This window comes from Kitasatospora sp. NPDC088346 (genome assembly GCF_044740765.1).
Taxonomy (GTDB): domain Bacteria; phylum Actinomycetota; class Actinomycetes; order Streptomycetales; family Streptomycetaceae; genus Kitasatospora.
In genome coordinates this window covers 182,120-199,071 of the sequence record NZ_JBIURH010000011.1, presented here as the reverse complement: position 1 = coordinate 199,071, position 16,952 = coordinate 182,120, and the positions used below count along the sequence as shown (strand labels likewise).

The 16,952-nt window shown below is 74.7% G+C and carries 19 protein-coding genes and 1 pseudogene; 6 read left to right on the top strand and 14 right to left on the bottom strand.

Features of this window, described 5'->3' with window-relative positions; all coding sequences use genetic code 11:
- Positions 1 to 12: 12 nt before the first annotated feature.
- The 4 genes from ACIOFR_RS17730 to ACIOFR_RS17715 are packed head-to-tail and all read right to left on the bottom strand — an operon-like array spanning position 13 to position 3,930.
- Positions 13 to 2,415 carry an ABC transporter permease gene (locus tag ACIOFR_RS17730; RefSeq protein ID WP_400997906.1) on the bottom strand — a complete coding sequence of 801 codons (2,403 nt, stop codon included), beginning with the start codon at positions 2,413 to 2,415 and terminating at the stop codon, positions 13 to 15.
- Positions 2,412 to 2,654 carry a hypothetical protein gene (locus ACIOFR_RS17725; RefSeq protein WP_400997904.1) on the bottom strand — a complete coding sequence of 81 codons (243 nt, stop codon included), beginning with the start codon at positions 2,652 to 2,654 and terminating at the stop codon, positions 2,412 to 2,414. Before ACIOFR_RS17725 ends, ACIOFR_RS17730 begins: the two co-directional genes overlap by 4 nt.
- Positions 2,651 to 3,406 carry an ABC transporter ATP-binding protein gene (locus tag ACIOFR_RS17720; protein ID WP_400997901.1) on the bottom strand — a complete coding sequence of 252 codons (756 nt, stop codon included), beginning with the start codon at positions 3,404 to 3,406 and terminating at the stop codon, positions 2,651 to 2,653. Before ACIOFR_RS17720 ends, ACIOFR_RS17725 begins: the two co-directional genes overlap by 4 nt.
- The gene (locus ACIOFR_RS17715; protein WP_400997898.1) at positions 3,403 to 3,930 is read right to left on the bottom strand and encodes a PadR family transcriptional regulator; all 528 of its coding nucleotides are present in this window, start codon (positions 3,928 to 3,930) and stop codon (positions 3,403 to 3,405) included. Before ACIOFR_RS17715 ends, ACIOFR_RS17720 begins: the two co-directional genes overlap by 4 nt.
- Before the next feature lie 139 nt (positions 3,931 to 4,069).
- On the opposite strand from ACIOFR_RS17715, the gene rpmG reads away from it, so the two are divergent.
- Positions 4,070 to 4,234 (top strand): 50S ribosomal protein L33, encoded by a 165-nt coding sequence (gene rpmG, locus ACIOFR_RS17710; protein ID WP_350638600.1) that lies wholly within the window; start codon positions 4,070 to 4,072, stop codon positions 4,232 to 4,234.
- Between the two features lie 43 nt (positions 4,235 to 4,277).
- Positions 4,278 to 4,523, top strand: coding sequence for a type B 50S ribosomal protein L31 (locus tag ACIOFR_RS17705; protein WP_400997896.1), 246 nt, complete (start codon positions 4,278 to 4,280; stop codon positions 4,521 to 4,523).
- 55 nt (positions 4,524 to 4,578) lie between these two features.
- Here ACIOFR_RS17705 and ACIOFR_RS17700 read toward each other — a convergent pair whose 3' ends face one another.
- Both ACIOFR_RS17700 and ACIOFR_RS17695 read right to left on the bottom strand, forming a co-directional pair.
- The gene (locus tag ACIOFR_RS17700) at positions 4,579 to 4,770 is read right to left on the bottom strand and encodes a DUF397 domain-containing protein (protein WP_400997894.1); all 192 of its coding nucleotides are present in this window, start codon (positions 4,768 to 4,770) and stop codon (positions 4,579 to 4,581) included.
- Positions 4,767 to 5,656: pseudogene (locus ACIOFR_RS17695) on the bottom strand (helix-turn-helix domain-containing protein). Before ACIOFR_RS17695 ends, ACIOFR_RS17700 begins: the two are co-directional and overlap by 4 nt.
- Positions 5,657 to 5,783: 127 nt before the next feature.
- On the opposite strand from ACIOFR_RS17695, the gene ACIOFR_RS17690 reads away from it, so the two are divergent.
- Positions 5,784 to 6,218: an ATP-binding protein gene (locus ACIOFR_RS17690; protein WP_400997891.1), complete on the top strand. Its 435-nt coding sequence runs from the start codon at positions 5,784 to 5,786 to the stop codon at positions 6,216 to 6,218.
- Here ACIOFR_RS17690 and ACIOFR_RS17685 read toward each other — a convergent pair.
- The 6 genes from ACIOFR_RS17685 to ACIOFR_RS17660 form a co-directional block, all read right to left on the bottom strand.
- Positions 6,136 to 6,423, bottom strand: a complete 288-nt coding sequence (locus ACIOFR_RS17685) for a hypothetical protein (RefSeq protein ID WP_400997889.1) — start codon at positions 6,421 to 6,423, stop codon at positions 6,136 to 6,138. The genes ACIOFR_RS17690 and ACIOFR_RS17685 overlap by 83 nt on opposite strands.
- Positions 6,424 to 6,573: 150 nt before the next feature.
- Complete coding sequence (locus tag ACIOFR_RS17680) at positions 6,574 to 7,308, bottom strand: PIG-L deacetylase family protein (RefSeq protein WP_400997887.1); 735 nt, start codon at positions 7,306 to 7,308, stop codon at positions 6,574 to 6,576.
- Positions 7,305 to 7,964 carry a papain-like cysteine peptidase gene (locus ACIOFR_RS17675; RefSeq protein WP_400997884.1) on the bottom strand — a complete coding sequence of 220 codons (660 nt, stop codon included), beginning with the start codon at positions 7,962 to 7,964 and terminating at the stop codon, positions 7,305 to 7,307. Before ACIOFR_RS17675 ends, ACIOFR_RS17680 begins: the two co-directional genes overlap by 4 nt.
- Before the next feature lie 3 nt (positions 7,965 to 7,967).
- On the bottom strand, positions 7,968 to 9,443 hold the full coding sequence (locus ACIOFR_RS17670) for a glycoside hydrolase family 3 protein (protein WP_400997881.1): 1,476 nt from the start codon (positions 9,441 to 9,443) through the stop codon (positions 7,968 to 7,970).
- A gap of 99 nt (positions 9,444 to 9,542) precedes the next feature.
- Positions 9,543 to 10,349, bottom strand: coding sequence for a hypothetical protein (locus tag ACIOFR_RS17665; protein WP_400997878.1), 807 nt, complete (start codon positions 10,347 to 10,349; stop codon positions 9,543 to 9,545).
- 128 nt (positions 10,350 to 10,477) lie between these two features.
- Positions 10,478 to 10,711: a hypothetical protein gene (locus ACIOFR_RS17660; protein WP_400997876.1), complete on the bottom strand. Its 234-nt coding sequence runs from the start codon at positions 10,709 to 10,711 to the stop codon at positions 10,478 to 10,480.
- 259 nt (positions 10,712 to 10,970) lie between these two features.
- On the opposite strand from ACIOFR_RS17660, the gene ACIOFR_RS17655 reads away from it, so the two are divergent.
- Positions 10,971 to 12,017 carry a phosphatidylinositol-specific phospholipase C domain-containing protein gene (locus ACIOFR_RS17655; protein ID WP_400997873.1) on the top strand — a complete coding sequence of 349 codons (1,047 nt, stop codon included), beginning with the start codon at positions 10,971 to 10,973 and terminating at the stop codon, positions 12,015 to 12,017.
- A 297-nt stretch (positions 12,018 to 12,314) separates the two neighbouring features.
- A complete protein-coding gene (locus ACIOFR_RS17650; protein ID WP_400997870.1) occupies positions 12,315 to 12,659 on the top strand; it encodes a LysM peptidoglycan-binding domain-containing protein in 345 nt (114 codons plus the stop codon).
- A gap of 15 nt (positions 12,660 to 12,674) precedes the next feature.
- On the opposite strand, the gene ACIOFR_RS17645 is transcribed toward ACIOFR_RS17650, so the two are convergent.
- Both ACIOFR_RS17645 and ACIOFR_RS17640 read right to left on the bottom strand, forming a co-directional pair.
- Entirely contained in the window at positions 12,675 to 12,953 is a 279-nt protein-coding gene (locus ACIOFR_RS17645) for a peptidoglycan-binding protein (protein ID WP_400997867.1), read from the bottom strand.
- 217 nt (positions 12,954 to 13,170) lie between these two features.
- A complete protein-coding gene (locus tag ACIOFR_RS17640; protein WP_400997864.1) occupies positions 13,171 to 14,835 on the bottom strand; it encodes a peptide-N4-asparagine amidase in 1,665 nt (554 codons plus the stop codon).
- 170 nt (positions 14,836 to 15,005) lie between these two features.
- On the opposite strand from ACIOFR_RS17640, the gene ACIOFR_RS17635 reads away from it, so the two are divergent.
- Positions 15,006 to 16,949 carry a Xaa-Pro dipeptidyl-peptidase gene (locus tag ACIOFR_RS17635; RefSeq protein ID WP_400997995.1) on the top strand — a complete coding sequence of 648 codons (1,944 nt, stop codon included), beginning with the start codon at positions 15,006 to 15,008 and terminating at the stop codon, positions 16,947 to 16,949.
- The last annotated feature ends 3 nt before the right edge of the window (positions 16,950 to 16,952 follow it).

Sequence of the window (16,952 nt, the reverse complement as noted above, 5' to 3'; positions counted from 1 at the left end):
CCGCGGGTGGCGCTACTCGTGCCGCAGGGCGCCCCTCCCACCCGCCCGCCACAGCACCGGCAGGGTGAGCGCGGTGACACCCAGGATCCCGGCCGCGGCGGCGCCCGCCATGGCGAGCACCCCTTCCCAGGCGATCCGCTGCGGCAGACCGGCCAGCTGGAGCAGCATGCGGCCGACCCCGGTGCCGATGCCGACCGCCAGGGCCAGGCCGAGCCCCATCGGCAGCGCGCTCTGCCACAGCAGCGACAGGCCGAGCGTCCGCCGCGGCGTGCCGAAGGCCAGCAGGCAGGCCAGCGCCCGGCGGCGCTCGCGCAGTTGCTCCAGCAGGCCCACCAGCATGCTCAGCGAGATCAGCAGCAGGGTGGCCACGACCGCGGCGGTCAGCGCCCGGCGGACGCCGTTGAAGGCCCGGTCCGGCGCGAAGACCTCCTCGTCGGCGAGGAGCAGCCGGGCCCGGGGGTCGATCCGGTGGACGGCGGTGCGCAGGACCTCCCGGGCGTCCGGCACCCCACTGTCGAGCTCCAGGTCGATCCGGGCGTCCTGACCGGTCAGCAGGCCGGCCGGGACGGCGGCGGGCGTGACCAGCAGCACCCCGACCGGGTCGGCGGCGAGCTCGCGGGAGCGCGCCGGCACGGTCGGCAGCGTCGCCGGGAGCCGCCAGGCCGTCCCGGCCGCCTCGGCGGGGGACGCGGGGACGGCCGCGTCCAACGTCACCCGGGCGCCGGGTTGCGGGGTCGCCCCGGCGGTGCCGGCCGAGCCGTTCCCCGTGACCAGGAAGCCGTCGCCGTCGGTGCAGGAGGGCAGGTCGGCGAGCGCCTTGAGATCGCCGCAGGCTCCGACCAGCGCGAGCGCCGTCCGGTTCGGGTCGCGGTAGGCGCCGTGCAGGTAGACCGGGACGTAGCCGACCGCCGACCGCGTCGCCTCCCCGGCCCGCAGCCGGGCGGCGAGCTCCGCGGCGGAGCCGCCGGCCCCGGCGAAGGTGGCCCGGGCCCGGTCCGCCGCCCCGGCGGCGGTGCGCCCGGACGCGTACGGGCTGCGGAAGGTGTGCTGGTCGGCGATCGCGCCGAAGAGCGTCTGCAGGACGATCGCGCCGGCGACCGCGACCAGCGTCCCGGCCGTGGCACGGGCGGCGCCGCCGCCGCTGAGCCGCAGACGGCCGAGGGCCAACTGCAGGGAGGGCGGCCCGAAGGAGAGGTCCCGGACGGTCAGGTCGAGCAGGGCCGGCAGCAGGGCCGCGATCCCGCTGAGAAGCAGGACCAGCCCGGTCACCACGATCGCCAGGTCGATCGGTTCGACGGCGAGATCGACCCCGTGGGGGGTCTGGGAGAGCAGGAGGACCCCGGCGGCGGGCAGCGCCAGGCGCCACCACAGTCTGCGGCGGGTCCGGTCACCGCCGCGGACCACGCCGAGCGGCTCCGCGACGATCGCGCGCATCGCGAACAGCGCGGCCACCACCGCGAGCACCGGCACGGCCACCATCACGACGGCGGTCAGCAGTGGATCCGGGTCGATGTCCGCGGCGAAGACGCTGAGGCCCTCGATGGTCACCGACTCGGCGAGCCGACCGGCCACCCCGAACAGCAGCCAGCCGACCGCCAGCCCGGTCAGTGCGCCGGCCAGCGCCTCCCCCGCCGCGATCCGGGCGGTCATCGCCCGGTCCGCGCCGACCAGCCGCAGTGCGGCCAGCCTGCGGTCGCGGGCCTCCCCGCCGAACCGGGTCGCCGCGGCGACGAACACCGCGACCGGGGTCAGCAGCACCACGATGCCGGTGACGCTGAGCAGGACCAGCTCGGGCTCCAGCTCCCGGGGCGGGTAGGTGTCGCCGAAGGACTCGATCCGCATCGCGCCGCGGTCGGTGCTCAGGTCGTCGGCGCCGCTCACGAAGCTGAGGTCCCCGGGGCCGACCAGGCCGCCCTCGGCGATCCGGCCGCCGACCGGATGGTCCAGGCGCTGCTTGAGCAGCCGCCCCTCCGGGGCGTCGAGCAGCTTCGCCAGCGCCGGTGAGACGGCCATCTCACCGGGCTTCGGATAGCCGGTCAGGCCGGGCGGCACCGGTGCCTCCGGGCCCTCGGCCTGCATGACCCGGCCGCGTACCTCGGCGCCGTGGTAGGTGGTGGAGACGTCCATCAGCAGCAGGGTGCCGGGGCCCGGGGCGAGGCCGTCGTCGGCGTGCATGGTGTCGACCAGGGCGTGGATCCGGTCGTCGCGGTGGTGCTTCATGGTCTGGAACGAGGACGCGAAGAGCAGGGTGGCGACACCCAGGCCGACGGCGACGGCGGTCAGCAGGGTCCGGACCAGGCTGTCGCGGCCGCCGGTGAAGGCGAGCCGCAGCCCGATGCCGACCTGGCCCAGGCGGCGCAGCCGTACGGTCGGGGCCGGCCGGTCGGCGGTGGTGGGCGGGGTGGGCTGGTTCACGGGGCCCTCTCCGGGGATCGGGTGCCGCCGAAGAGGCGGGCGGCGTGGTCGGGTGCGGTGGAGACGGTCCACAGGACGCGGACCAGCCGCCGGCTGTCGTCCGTCGGCCCGGCACCGGCGTCGTCGGGGGCCGGGCCGCCGGCCCAGCAGGCGGTGGCGAGCAGCACCATGACGGCGGCGGGACCGAGGACGGGCGCGGCCGAGGCGGGCCGGGCCCCGGCGGCGGCTCGGCGGGTCACCGGGCGGACCCCCGGTCGTCGGTGCGGCCGTCGCGCAGGACGACCTCGCGGTCGGTGTAGGCGGCGACCCTCGGCTCGTGGGTCACCAGCACCACGGCGGCGCCGGACTCCCTGACGGCGGCCCGCAGCAGTCGCAGCACCCGCTCACCGTTGAGCGAGTCGAGCGCGCCGGTGGGCTCGTCGGCGAAGACCACCCGCGGGCCGGTGACCAGCGCCCGGGCGACCGCCACCCGCTGGCCCTGGCCACCGGATATCTCGCCGGGTCGCTGGGCGGCGCTGTCGCCGACCTCCAACTGGTCGAGCCAGGTGCGGGCATGGGCCTCCGCCGCCCGGCGGCGCACGCCGTTCAGCCGCAGCGGCAGCGCGACGTTCTCCAGGCACGACAGCTCGGGGACGAGCTGTCCGAACTGGAACAGGAAGCCGAAGTCGGTACGGCGCAGCGCGCTCAGCCGGGAGTCCGAGAGGTCGGCCAGGTCCTGGCCGCGGTAGGTCACCGTCCCGGCGTCCGGGCGGACGATCCCGGCCAGACAGTGCAGCAGGGTGGACTTGCCGGATCCCGAGGCGCCCATCACCGCGAGCAGCTCGCCCGGCATGACGGCGAGCGAGGCGCCGTCCAGCGCGCCGGTCGGACCGTAGTTCTTGACCAGGCCGGTGGCGGTGAGCAGCGCGCCGGGCCGGGCCGGGGGCTGCTCCGCGGGCCGGGCGCGGTGGTCGGCGAGCTCGTCGGCCGACTCGACGGGGGAGATCCTCATGCCGGCCGCACCTCCCGGGCGAGCTCGTCCAGGCGGGCGCTGGTCAGTTCCAGCCAGCGCAGGTCAGCCTCCAGGTGGAACAGCGCGTGGTCGCAGATCAGCTGGTCGGCCAGGTCGCCGTCGTCCTTGCGGCGGGTCAGTTCGCGCATCTGCCGCAGGTGCTCGGTGCGCTGGACGTCGAGCACCTCGTACGGCCGGCGGCCGGTCAGCACGGCCAGCACGACCTTGGTGTAGAGGGTGTTCTGCAGGTAGGGCTCCGGGCTCTCCGGACGGGCCAGCCAGTCGGCGACGTCCGTGACGCCCGCCTCGGTGATCGCGTAGCGCTTGCGCTCGGGCCCGTCGCCCGGCTCGACGCCCTCGACCTCGACCAGGCCGTTCTTCAGCAGCCGGGAGAGGGTCGAGTAGACCTGACCGTAGGCGAGGGAACGGGTCCGGCCGAACTGCTCGTCGTAGGCGCGTTTCAGGTCGTAGCCGTGGCGCGGGTGGGACTCCAGGAGCCCGAGGATGGTGTGTCCGAGTGACATGCCAGCGACTATACCCCCGAGGTATACACCGGGTGCATACACCCCTGCGGCGATGGCGCGTCGACCCGGGAATGATTCGCCGGCCCGGCCGGTTGTGACCCTATGACAATGACTTCCATTGCTAACAGAAGGAGACATGATGGCCCGCAGCGACCTGCGCCCGATCGTCACCCTGCGCTCGACGGCCGGCACCGGCTACACCTACGTCACCCGCAAGAGCCGCCGCAACGACCCCGACCGCCTGGAGATCCGCAAGTTCGATCCGGTCGCCGGAGCACACGTGCTCTTCCGCGAGCAACGCTGACCCGGCTCCCCACCCCGCACGACCCAGCCGAAGGAGCAACGACATGAACCACGGCATCCACCCCGCGTACCGTCCGGTGGTCTTCCGCGACCGCTCCGCCGAGTTCGCCTTCCTCACCCGCTCGACGCTCTCCAGCAGCCGGACGGTGGAGTGGACCGACGGTCACAGCTACCCGGTGATCGACGTCGAGACCTCCTCGGCCAGCCACCCGGTCTACACCGGCAAGGCCCGCATCCTCGACACCGCCGGCCGCATCGAGCAGTACCACCGCCGCTACGGCCAGGGCTGACCCCGACGCCGGGCTGCGCCACGGGCCATCGGCCCGGCGCAGCCCGCGCGCCCGCTCAACGGGCGGCGGCGAACCGGACGAAGGCGGCCCACGCCTGCGGCGTCACGGCGAGCTCCGGACCCTGACGGTCCTTCGAGTCACGGACCCGGACGACGCCGGGGGCGGCGGCCACCTCGACGCACTCGCCGCCCTCGTCGCCGCTGTAACTCGACTTGAACCAAACGCTGTTGTCCGCCTGGACGGTCATAGTGCCCCCAGCAGCTTCTCGATCAGATTGAGCGACTCCCACGGGGTGAGCGCCTGTCCCCGCATGCTGCCGTATTTGGCCGCCAGCACACGTACCTCGTCCGGACTCGTGATCAGCCGACTGATGTGCTGCACCTCCACGTAGCCGAGCTGGGATCTCCCGCGCGGCGTGAGAAGGGTGAACGGACCGCCCATACCGGCGTGCTCGACCCGGTCGGTCGGCATCACCTGGAGCTCGATGTTCCGCAGCCGCCCCAGACTCACCAGTCGCACCAGTTGCGTCTGCCAGATCTCCCGGCCGCCGAACGGCTGCTGGAGCACGGACTCCTGGATGATCGAACTGACCATGGGGACAGGCCACCCCGACAGGATGTCCTGCCGAGCCAGCCGCGCGGTCACCCGCTGCTCCACCGTCTCCTCGTCAAGCAGCGGGCGTCGACCGGCGAAGATCGCCCTCGCGTATCCCTCGGTCCGGAACAGACCCGGAATGGCCAACGCGCTGAAGTAGGACAGCTCGACCGCCTCCGCCTCCAGCCGGGCGTAGTCCCGGAACCACGCCGGATGCCGCACCCGGGCCCGCGCCTTGGCCCGCGCGACGTCCTCCGCCGTGGCCTTCAGGAGGCCCCCGCTCCGAGCATCTCGTCGGCCGCGTCCAGGAACTCGGGCTGTGGGGTGCGGCGTCCGCGTTCCAGCGAGGAGATCTGGTCCTCGCCGTAGCCCAGACGGTCGCCCAGCTCCTTCTGGGTCAGGCCGGCCCGTTCTCGCAGCAGCCTGACCTGCCGCCCGACCGCGCGGAAGAGGTCCGCCGCGCCGTCCTCGTCCTGCTGGGGCTCGGGGCGGCGGGGCTCACCCACGGCCGGCTCCCGGTCAACCGTCCGGTCGGACATCGTTCCACCCCGCACTTCGCCGATACGACCGCCGAGCCGGACATGCAACAGTGCGCTCCGGTACAGCTGCTGTGCGTACCGGTCCGACTCCTGGCAAGCGTACGACCGGCCGGGCACGCTCGGTGACGTGAACTCAGAAATCACCCCTCAGCTGGCCGGTCTGTTCGCCTCGTCCCGGCGCGGCGCGAGTCTGGCCCGGCGGGCCGCCGAACAGTGCCTCACCGAGTGGGGCTGGCCTCGGACGACCGATGCCTTCCAGGCGGCCTCGCTGGTCGTCATCGAGCTCGCGGCCAACGCCGTCACCCATGGGCACGTCCCCGGGCGGGACTTCCTGCTGCGGCTGGCCCTGCGGTCCGACGGGGCCGGGGCCGCCACGCTCCGTGTCGAGGTGTCGGACTCCCGGGGCGAACGGCTGCCCCGGCCCGCGGTCGGGCCGGAGGGTGCGGAGTCCGGCCGCGGCCTGGTCCTGGTCCGGGCGCTCACCAGCCAGTGGGGCACGGTGCCACGGCCGCCGTCCGGGAAGACGGTGTGGGCCGAGATCCCCGCCAGGAGTAGCGGGTGATCAGGCCGCGGCGACGGAAGGTCCGGAGCATCCGGGCGAGGCCGAGCATGCCGGCGGCGAGCAGGAGGGCGGTGCCGCCGGTGGCGAGGGCGAGCTCCCGGCACGGCATGCCGTGGCCCGCGGCGAGGGCGCGGCCGACCGCGAAGACGTGGGTGGTGGGCAGGGCCTCGGCGACCGGGCGCAGCAGCGCCGGGAGGGTGGCCACCGGGTGGGGTGGTGGTCCTGCCGGCGCCGTTCGGCCCGAGCAGGCCGACCCGCTCCCCCGCGTGCACGGTCAGGTCGACGCCGTCGACGGCCCGGCCGCGGCGGTACTCCTTCACCAGGCCGCGGGCGGTGAGGACCGGCTCGGCCCGGCTCATCGGCGCACCTCCAGCGACCAGACCAGTTCGGCGCGCAGCGGGCCGCCGCGGGCCAGCAGGCTGCCGTGGTCGGCCGCGAGCGGGGCGAGCTGGGAGGCGTGGCACAGCACGGCCTCGCGTTTGGCGGCCCACTGCTCGTCGTCCAGCCGCAGGTCGTGGCGGACGGTGGTGCGGTGGGTACGCAGCAGGTCCTGGTAGGCGAGACCGCACCGGGGGCTGCGGGCGAGTGCCCGGTCGGCCTCGTCGGTGGCCCACTCGGGGAGGTGGCCGGTGTACGGCAGGTCCGCGTAGAGCAGTGGCGGGGGCGCGCCGAGGGCCGCCCGGACGGCCAGGGCCCGGTCGCGGACGCGCTGGTGGTCGGGCTGGTTGGAGCCGACCGGGACGAGCACCAGCGCGTCCGCCGGCATGGACGCCAGCAGCCGGTCGATGCCGAGGAGTTCGCCGCCGTCGCCGTACGGGCCGTCCGGGTGGTCGAGGACCAGCGGGTGGACGCCGAGGAGCCGGCAGGCGCGGGCGTCCTCCGCGAGGCGCGCCCGGTGGGCCTCCTGCGGGGTGGAGAAGCCGCAGATGCTGTCCCACCAGGAGACCGGGTGGTGGGCGGCGGGGGCGCCGCCGAAGACGGTGACCACCGCGATCGGGTCCGGGAGTTCGGGGATCAGGCCGGCCAGCGAGAGCGCGGCGTCGTCGAAGTGCGGGGAGAGGATGACGGTACGCCAGGTCGGGTGGTTCATCGGTGGTGCTCCCCGGGGGTCGGTCGGTGCGGTGGCCGCGGCTCGGACGGTCGGCCTCGGCGCGCGGCGGCGAGGGCCGCGTCCCACTGGGCGTCGTCGCCCTGCCAGCGGCCGGGGGCGGCGGCGACCGTGCCCCAGGCGATGCCGGGCGGGAGCCGGTCGCCGTCACCGGGCGGGGTGCGGCGCAGCCACAGCAGGTCGAAGCGGTGGCCGGGGTGTTCGGCGGCGATGGTCGCGCGCAGCCGGCGCAGGTCGTCGGCGGACTCCTCGTCGGAAGGGTCGTGGCGGACGTACAGGACCCGGGCGGTGGACCCGGCGAGGGCGTGCCAGCGGTCGGCGAGGGCTTCGAACTTCGCCCGTACCGAGCCGAGTTGACCGTCGATGTCGGCCTGGGTGAGCGGGCCGGGGGCGGCCGGGTGGAACGCGTGGAAGAACCGGATGTCGCTGCCCCGGTCGAGCGCGCAGCGGCCCTCGTCGAAGGGCTCGACCAGGCCGGGGCGCAGCACGTTCCGGAAGCCCCCGGCGACGGTCTCGGTCACCGACTCGATGTCGAGGTCGAGCCAGTCGAAGAAGTGGGCGCGGTCGCTGCCGGTGATCCGGCGCAGCTGGTGGGTGGACTCGCAGTGGTAGCCGAGTCCGACGCAGTGGTCGTACACCGCTCACACCCGGCCCGGGCGCAGCGGACCGCTCCAGGTGCGGCCGCTGAGGTACTCGGCCGCGGCCGCGGCGTTGGCCAGGCCCGCGCCCCCGGCGAGCAGGGTCGGGCCGGTCACGGTGTGCGGCGGGAGGCCGAACTCCACGGTGACCAGGTCGGGGCGGCGGGCCCGCAGGGCGCGCAGGGCGTCCTGCTGCCACGGGTCGCGGTGGGCGTCGCGGACGGCGACCGCCAGGGTGCCCCCGGCGGGGAGCGGGATCAGTGCCGGGTCGCTGCCCGGGTCGGCCTCGGTGCCGCCGGCGAGTGCGGCCAGCGGCCCGGCGAGGCCCCAGGGCGCCTCGCCGACGGCGAGGTTGGCGGTGGCGCCGAGCCGGACGGTGTGGACCGCCCGCGGCCGGTCCGGCGGTGTCAGCCCGTACGCGCCGAGGGCGCGGCGGGCGGCCTCCAGGCCGACGGCCCGGTCCCGTGCGGGCGTGCCGGGCCGGGGGTGGGCCCAGGCCCGCAGGTCCGCGACGGCCGCGGCGGCCTCGGTGAGCCGCTGTTCCGTCAGACTGCCGTCGCGCAGCGCCCGGTCGACGGCGGCGTGGATCTCCGGGAGGAGTTTCTCCGCGTCCGGCGAGCCGAGCAGCACGAGGTCGCAGCCGGCGGCCAGGGCGGCCACGGCGGCGCCGCCGAAGCCCCAGCGGCCCGCGATCGGGGCCATGTCCAGGGCATCGGTGACGATCACGCCGCGGAAGCCGAGCCGTTCGCGCAGCAGGCCGGTGAGGATGGCCGGGCTGAGGGTGGCGGGCAGCGCGTCGAGGGCGGGCAGCCGGATGTGGCCGGTCATCACCAGCCGGGCGCCGGCGGCGATGCCCGCGGCGAACGGGGGCAGGTCGAGGGCGGCCAGCGCGTCGGGGTCGCGGTCGACGTCGGGCAGCGCGGAGTGCGAGTCGGTGCGGGTGTCGCCGTGGCCGGGGAAGTGCTTGAGGGTGGCGGCGACGCCGTCCCGCTGGAGCCCGGTGACGAAGGCGGCGGTGTGCCGGGCGACCAGCTCGGGGTCGGCGCCGAAGGAGCGGACCCCGATGATCGGGTTGTCCGGGCGGGAGTTGACGTCCGCGCAGGGCGCGAGGCAGAGGTTGACGCCGGCCTCGGCCAGGTCGGCGGCGATGGCGGCGGCGACCCGGCGGGTCAGCTCCGGGTCGTCGACCGCGCCCAGCGCGTGGTTGCCGGGGTAGGCGCTCCCGGTGAGGTAGTCCAGGCGGGTGACGTCCCCGCCCTCCTCGTCCAGGGCGATCAGCAGGTCGGGGCGGACGGCTCTCAGCCGGTCGGTGATGTCGGCGCGCAGCGGACCGCGGGCGTCGAGCAGGTTGGTGCCGAACAGGGCGACGCCGGCGAGTCCCTCGTCCGCGGCGCGCAGGATCCAGTCGGCGGGGGTCCGGCCCGCGTACGCGGGCAGCAGGCAGGAGTTGACGAGGGTGGCGGTGGTGCTGCGGAGCATGGCGGGCTGGTGCCTTCCTGGGGCCGGTCGGGGACGGCTGCGGGGTCGCCGGGGTGACCGTGGGGGTCTGTGGGGCGCTGCGGGCCGGCGGGCCGCCGCTCAGGCGGTGCGGCGCAGCACGACGCCGACGCTGCCGCGCTTGCTGAGGTACGCGCGGCCGCCGCCGACCATCTCCAGGCGCGGGCCGACCAGTTCGGCCTCCTCGACGGCCCGCCAGTGCGGCGAGGCGGCGAGCCAGGGGTGCAGGCGGGTGCGCAGGGCCTCGGGTTCCAGGGCGACGAGGACCAGGTCGGTGGGGAGCCGGTCGATCAGCTGGAGGTCCTGGCCGTAGTAGAGCATCTCGATCAGCAGGTAGGCGGGTGCGGCCGGGCCGTCCGCCTTGGCCAGGGCGGCGAGTTCGGCGTCGTCGACCTCGGCCTCCGGGGTGGTGGCGAGGGCGGCGGCGAGGCGCTCGCGGAACTGCGGGTTCGGTTCGGTGGCCAGCACCCGGTGACCGGCGAAGGCCAGCCGGCGGGTGAGCGCGCCCTCGCAGGCGCCGACCTCGACCAGGCGGCCGGTGCCGGGTGGGCAGTGGCGGGAGATCCAGGCGGCGGTGGCGTCCAGCCGGTCCGCCTCGTAGCCGGAGGTGCCGAACTCCCAGGGGTCGGCGACCGAGGCGGCCTCCTCGTCGAGGCTGGCCAGCAGCGCGAAGAGGCGGTCGCGTTCCTCCTCGGTGGCCTCGAAGTAGCGTTCGGCGGCGGGCACCCGCGCGGTGTACACCCCGTGCTGGGGGTGGTCGGAGGCGAGCAGGTGGGCGCATCGGCCGTTGACGAACGCCAGCTTGGCGGCGACGAGTTCGCGGCCGAGCGGGCGGTCGAGGTCGCTGACGAACTGGAGGAACGGCGAGTAGCCGACGGCGTGCCGCACCGGCGGCGGGGCGTCGAGGCGGGCGGCGGCCCGGGCGACCTCCCGGCCGAGGGCGCCGCGGCTGCGGCGGTTGTCGGCCGGCGAGTGGGTCCACAGTCGGGCGGGCCGGGCGGCGCGGGCACGGGAGATCAGGCCGGCCAGGGCGTCGGGGTCGGGCGGCGGTCCGGCGGGGCGGGCGGCGGGCCGATCAGGGGGCCGAGGAGGTCGAGCCGTTCGGCGACTTCGGTGCCGGCGGGCAGGGTGAGCAGGGTGCCCGATCCGGCGATCACCACCCCGGTCTCGGCTCTGCGCGGGTCGGCGAGCACGGAGAGGAAGTCGAGGACCGCGTCCTCGGCCCGGAGCACCACCACGATGTCGATCACAGACGGGTCCCGTCGGATTGGTCGGCAGCTGGATCGGACGCACAGGTGCGCCGTTCAACGCCGCGTCCCAGCAGGCACCCTAACCGTCCGTCAGGTTGTGGTCCAGACCAATCGGCGGATTCTCCCGGAAGCCCGCACAACCCGGACCGCCGGAAACTCGCCCCCCGGAATCCCGCCCTTCCTTGTCATGTCACCTTCCGTGCGCTCGAATGGTCGACGCTCTGTCCCAGCACCCCGATCCCCCCGCGCAGGAGGAACCTTGACCGTCCGTCGCCTTCTCACCGCCGGCGCCCTCGCGCTCGCCGCCGCCGCCCTGATACCCGGCCAGCAGGCGGCCGCCACCGGCGCCGGTGAGCTGCCGTTCGGTTCCGCCACCACCGTCGGACTCCACAACACCTACGACCCCGCCGCCTTCTCCTACCTGGCCCAGGCGCTCGACACCGGCACCGGCATGATCGAGCTGGACGCCTGGACGGACACCATCACCAAGGAGTGGAAGGTCAGCCACTCCAACCCGCTGGGCAACAGCAACAACTGCGTCAACGCCTCCACCGCCGCCCAGCTCTACACCGGCGGCGCCAACAAGAACCTGGAGGCCTGCTTCGACGACCTGCGGGTCTGGCTCGGCGCCCACCCCTCCGCCGGGCCCCTGGTGGTCAAGCTGGAGCTCAAGGGCGGGTTCGCCGCCAACCGCGGCATGGGTCCCAAGGAGCTGGACGCGCTGATCGCCGCCCACCTGGGCGCCGCCGCCTTCCGCCCCGCCGACCTGCTCGCCAAGCCCGGCGGCGGCTCGTACGCCACCCTGGACGACGCCGCCCGGGCCGACAACTGGCCGACCAGGGCCGCCCTGGCGGGCCGGGCGATGGTCGAGGTGATCCCCGGCACGGTCGAGGAGAGCAACCCCTTCGACACCCTGCACACCGACGTCGAGTACGGCCGGTACCTGCGCGACCTCTCGGCCGCCGGCAGGATCGGCCAGGCCCAGATCTTCCCCGCCGTGCACGGCGCCGCCGCGGCCGACCCGCGCAGCCGGTACGAGACGGCGGTCCGGCCGTGGTTCGTCCTCTTCGACGGCGATGCCGCCGCGTACGTCAACGGCATCGACACCGCGTGGTACGACAGCCAGCACTACCTGCTGGTGATGACGGACGCCCACAACGTGGCCCCGGCGATCAGCGGCACCGACCCGACCGCCGACCAGGCCCGCGCCCGGGTCGCCCAGCTGGCGGCCGCCCACGCCTCGATCGTCTCCAGCGACTGGCGCCACCTGCCGGAGATCCAGTCCCTGGCCGTGCCGCGCGGATAGGACGGCCGGCACCGATTCGTCGCCGCCGGTTTCCGGACCGCCGGCGGCGACGCTGGGTGAAGGACGGCCCGCCGGGAAGCGGCGGGCGGTCGCCGGCGGTCACCGGCGCGCGGCGGGGAGGCCACGGCCTCCCCGCATTCCCGCGGAATCGGCCCGCACCGCCATGACAGCGTGTCGCGGGACACCCTTCCCGGAATTCCCGGGGATTCCGCCGGCGGTGACGGTCCGTGGCATTCTCGGAGATCCGGGCGATATTTCCCCGAGCGGGCGGGATACAGCAGGCCTAGGCTCGGATGCATGACGACAAACACTGCGAACATCACGTACTACACCGTCCGGTCGGGCGACACCCTGACCGCCATCGCGGCCATCTTCGGCACGACGGTCGAGCAGCTCGTCGAATGGAACGGCATTCCGAATCCCGACTTCATCAAAGTCGGTCAGCGACTGATCGTCTCACGGGCGAGCTCCTCCCACGAGTCCTATTACATTGTCAGGTCCGGTGACACGCTCACCTCGATCGCGGCCGTGTTCGGCACGACGGTCGAGCAGCTGGTCGAGTGGAACGGCATACCCGATCCCGACCTCATCAGGGTCGGCCAGCGGCTCGTCGTCGCCAAGTCGGTGCCGATGGCCGCCTGACGGAAGGGCCGGCACTCAGCAGGCGAAGCCCTCCGAGTTGGCCCAGAAGGTCAGGAACGACCAGGTCTGGGATCCGATGACACCGTCGACCGTGATGTCGGCGCATTTCTGGAACCGTCTCGTCGCGGCATCCGTCACGGGACCGAATACGCCGTCCAGGGCGAGCCCGTCCCCGGTCAGCGAGAAATTGAGGAGGCACTGGGCCTGCTTGACCGCGTCCCCCGACGAGCCCTGCTCCAGTGTCGGCCGGGCGATGGTGAAGTTGCAGCGCTGGGTCACCGAACTGTCCGTCATACTCGGAACTCCTTGACGATCGCACACGAATGGTCGATTCAGCCTGGTGGGTCGCTCCCAGCGAAACACAGGCCCCCGCGCACCGCAGCCCGGCGGAGGCGTCGGGGGTAACCACTCCGCATGCGGGGAATCCGAGCCGCCCTCGGATTCCCCGCCCCGTCGACGCCCGGACCCGCCGCCCCGGACAGCGGCGGCCGGGGCCGGTCCCCGTCCGACCCTAGGACGGATCGACCGGCCAGCCGTCCCGGGTGGAGACCGTCCGGTGGTAGCGGCCGGCCGGGCCGCTGGAGCGGTAGTCCTCGACCGCCTCGGCCGTCCGGACGGTGGTGTCGCCGTCGTGGCGGTGGGCGGTGGGGCGGTAGCTGTGGTCGACGGTGCTGCGGGCCAGCACCAGCGGGCCGAGGCTCAGGGTCTCCCGCTGGTGCCGGCCGAGCGCCATGGCCGTCCGCTGGTCGGTGGTACCGGCCGCGTCGCGGGTGGAGCGGTAGTCCACGTCCAGCGGGTCGCTCTCGTACGTGGTCCGGGTGCGCGGGAGGCCGCCGCCGCGGGTGTCGGTGGACCGCGTCAGCTCGGTCGTGTTGTGCAGGGTCAACTCGTTCCCGCCGGACGCGACCTGCTGCCCGGAGGTGAAGGCGAGGTCGTCCCGGACCTCGGTGGTGATCCGGCCGTGGGAGGTCTGCACCCAGCCCCGCGCGGTGTCGTGGCGGGTGGCGGTGACCGTCCAGTGGCCGCTGCCGCCGCCCTGGTCGGTCAGGGCGGTCGTGACGGCGGCCTCCGCGGCCACCCGGTGGTCGGTGAGGGCGCCCTCGGTGCGGGCCCGTCCGCGGTCGGTGAAGGCGAACAGGTTGACCTGGCCGGTCCAGAGGTCGTTGCCCTGGCTCTCGGCGGCGTTCACGGCGATCCCGACGCTGTGCGGGCGCCCGTCCAGCAGCAGCCCGACGTACGGCGTCAGGTCGAGCCGGTAGGCGGGCAGGTCGAAGGCCGCGATGCCCGGGGTCGGCCGCCACAGCAGGGGGTCCCAGCCGCCGGTGTAGATCACCGGGTACGGCCAGACCGCGCCCGCCGGCCGGCCGTCCACGGTCAGCCGCAGCTCGCGGAACGGCCCCTTCCCGCACAGCCCGAGGCCCGGGTTGGCGCGGACGAAGTCGTCCGGGGCGGAGGCGTAGGCGAACTCCTCGCAGGCGCCGCCGCCGCGGGTGTAGACCTCGGCGGTCAGCCGTTCCAGGTTCCGCGGGAAGGTCAGCGGCACGGCGGCGGACGGCGCGGCGGCGGTCAGGCCGAACGGCCCGGTGGTGAGCAGCCGGTCGGCGCTGTCCGGCGCGGGCCGGCGGGCCGAGGCGGTGTAGTAGGTGAGCGTCGCGGTGATCCGGAACACGCCGGTGTAGGTGGCGTCGGTGACGTTGGCCAGGTCGAAGGCGAACGGCTGCGGGCGGTCGAGGATCGGGGCGTAGCGGGTGACGTCCCGTTCGAGGGTCCACTCGATGCCGTCGGCGGAGGGCTCGGGGGTGGAGGAGAGCAGCACCTCGACCCCGCCGATCCGGACGGTGAACAGCCGGTCGAACTGGCGCCCCTTCACCTGCCCGTGCAGGTCGAGCACCACGGCCGCCCAGGGCCCCCGGCAGCCGGCCGGCGGGGTGAGGGTGGTGGCGTACGGGGTGTCCGGCGGATTGCCGTACCCGTTGCTGAACGGCTGGTCGTGCATCAGCTCGACGGTGCAGGACGGGGTGTCCGGCCGGGCCAGGGGCTGGGCGACGCTGAACGGGTCGTGGTAGTCGGTACCGAAGTCCGCGTGCGCGGGGCCGGCCCACAGCAGGGTGGCGGCCAGGGTCAGGACGGCGGCGAGCAGCCGTGCCGCGCGGCGGAACAGGGGTCGGTCGGCCATCGCGGGAGCCTCTCTGCACTGCCGGGCACGGTCGAGGCATCCTCCCGACGATGACATGCATGGGTCAAGTAGGCCTCCCGGCCGCGCCGCGCCCGCTCGGCAAAATCTTGACCGCTACACGTCAGAACCCTTCTGGTGCACGGCCGTCAGAACTACCGTCAGACCCTGTGATAGCCAGCCGAACCCGCCTGCTCGCCATCGTCACGGCCCTTCTCGCCGCCCTCGCCGCGACCCTGCTCGGCCCCGCCGCCGCTCACGCGGGCGCCGTCGGCGCCACCGGCACCGTCCGCGACGGCGCCAGCCAACCCGTCTACTCCTACGCCGACGCCGTCCGGGAGACGGTCTGGGTCGACACCGGCCTGGACGGCGACGGCAACGGCCGCACCGACCGGGTCGCCGCCGACATCGTCCGCCCGCGCGAGCCCGCCACCACCGGCCGGCGGATCCCGGTCATCATGGACGCCAGTCCCTACTACTCCTGCTGCGGCCGCGGGAACGAGAGCCAGCTCAAGACCTACGACGCCCAGGGCCGGCCGGCCGGGTTCCCGCTCTTCTACGACAACTACTTCGTCCCGCGCGGCTACGCCGTCGTGCTGGTGGACCTCTCGGGCACCAACCGCTCCGACGGCTGCGTGGACGTCGGCGGCCCCGCCGACATCACCTCCGCGAGGGCCGTCGTCGACTGGCTGAACGGCCGCGCCACCGGCTACAGCGCCCGCACCGGCGGCAGCGCCGTCGCACCCGGGTGGGCCGACGGCTCGGTCGGCATGATCGGCAAGTCCTGGGACGGCACCATCGCCAACGGCGTCGCCGCCACCGGCGTACCCGGCCTGAAGACCGTGGTGCCGATCTCCGCGATCAGCTCCTGGTACGACTACTACCGCTCGGACGGCGCCCCGCTCTACAGCGGCACCCCCGCCAACCTGGCCGGCGCCGTGGAGAGCTCCGCCACCCGCGCGCGCTGCACCGCCGTGCAGAAGCGGCTCGCCGCCGGATCGCCGGCCAACGGCAACTGGACGGCGATGTGGCAGCAGCGGGACTACGTCGCCTCGGCGGCCTCGGTCCGCGCCAGCGTGTTCCTGGTGCACGGGATGCAGGACCTCAACGTCCGGGACGTCCAGTTCTCCCAGTGGTGGTCCGCGCTCGCGCAGGCCGGGGTGGAGCGCCGGATCTGGCTCTCCCAGACCGGCCACGTCGACCCGTTCGACTTCCGGCGCGGCGCATGGGTGGACACCCTGCACGCCTGGTTCGACCACTACCTGCTCGGGGTCGACAACGGGGTCCAGAACGGCCCGGTCGCCGACGTCGAACGGACGCCCGACCAGTGGACCCAGGACCGGACCTGGCCCGCGCCCGGCACCGTGACCAGCACGCTCGGCCTGCGGCCCGGCGCCCTCACCACGGCCGCCGGCAGCGGCACCGCCGGTTTCACCGACGACCCGGCCCGGGACGAGAACGCCTGGGCGGCCGACGCCGACCGCAGCACCCCGGACAAGACCGTCTTCGGCACCGGCCCGCTCACCGCACCGCTGCGCGTCTCGGGCGGCGGCTCCATCACCCTGACCGCCACCCCGTCCACCCGCAGCGCCCGCCTGAGCGCCGTCCTGGTCGACCTCGGACCGGCGACCGTCCGCGACTACCAGGCCGCCGGCGAAGGCATCACCACCCTCGCCGGCCGCTCCTGCTGGGGCGACAGCACCGCCGGCGACAGCGCCTGCTACCTGGACACCGCCGCCGACACCGCCCAGGTCGGCGCCACCGTGTTCAGCCGCGGCTGGGCGGACCTCGGGCACTACGCGGGCCTGGACAGGTCCCTCGCGCTCACCCCGGGCACGGCCTACCCGATCACCTTCGACCTGGCCGGGACGGACCACGTGGTGCCGGCCGGACACCGGCTCGCCCTGATCGTCGCCGGCACCGATCACGGGCTGATCGACCCGCCCTCCACCCGGCCGGCCGTCCGCCTGGACCTGGCCCGCTCCTCGCTCCGCCTCCCCCTGGTGGGCGGCCCGGGCCCGCTGCCGCAGCAGGCCGCTCCCCCGACCGGCGCCGAGCTGCCCGTCCTGACCACCGGTCCGGCCGGCACCGCGGCCCGGCCGGAGACCTTCCGCTAGGAC

Coding starts and splice junctions, on each gene's coding strand:
- ACIOFR_RS17720 (WP_400997901.1), bottom strand. CDS start 3,406: ATGAGGATCTCCCCCGTCGAGTCGGCCGACGAGCTCGCCGACCACCGC.
- ACIOFR_RS17715 (WP_400997898.1), bottom strand. CDS start 3,930: ATGTCACTCGGACACACCATCCTCGGGCTCCTGGAGTCCCACCCGCGC.
- rpmG (WP_350638600.1), top strand. CDS start 4,070: ATGGCCCGCAGCGACCTGCGCCCGATCGTCACCCTGCGCTCGACGGCC.
- ACIOFR_RS17705 (WP_400997896.1), top strand. CDS start 4,278: ATGAACCACGGCATCCACCCCGCGTACCGTCCGGTGGTCTTCCGCGAC.
- ACIOFR_RS17700 (WP_400997894.1), bottom strand. CDS start 4,770: ATGACCGTCCAGGCGGACAACAGCGTTTGGTTCAAGTCGAGTTACAGC.
- ACIOFR_RS17680 (WP_400997887.1), bottom strand. CDS start 7,308: ATGAACCACCCGACCTGGCGTACCGTCATCCTCTCCCCGCACTTCGAC.
- ACIOFR_RS17670 (WP_400997881.1), bottom strand. CDS start 9,443: ATGCTCCGCAGCACCACCGCCACCCTCGTCAACTCCTGCCTGCTGCCC.
- ACIOFR_RS17650 (WP_400997870.1), top strand. CDS start 12,315: ATGACGACAAACACTGCGAACATCACGTACTACACCGTCCGGTCGGGC.
- ACIOFR_RS17645 (WP_400997867.1), bottom strand. CDS start 12,953: ATGACGGACAGTTCGGTGACCCAGCGCTGCAACTTCACCATCGCCCGG.
- ACIOFR_RS17640 (WP_400997864.1), bottom strand. CDS start 14,835: ATGGCCGACCGACCCCTGTTCCGCCGCGCGGCACGGCTGCTCGCCGCC.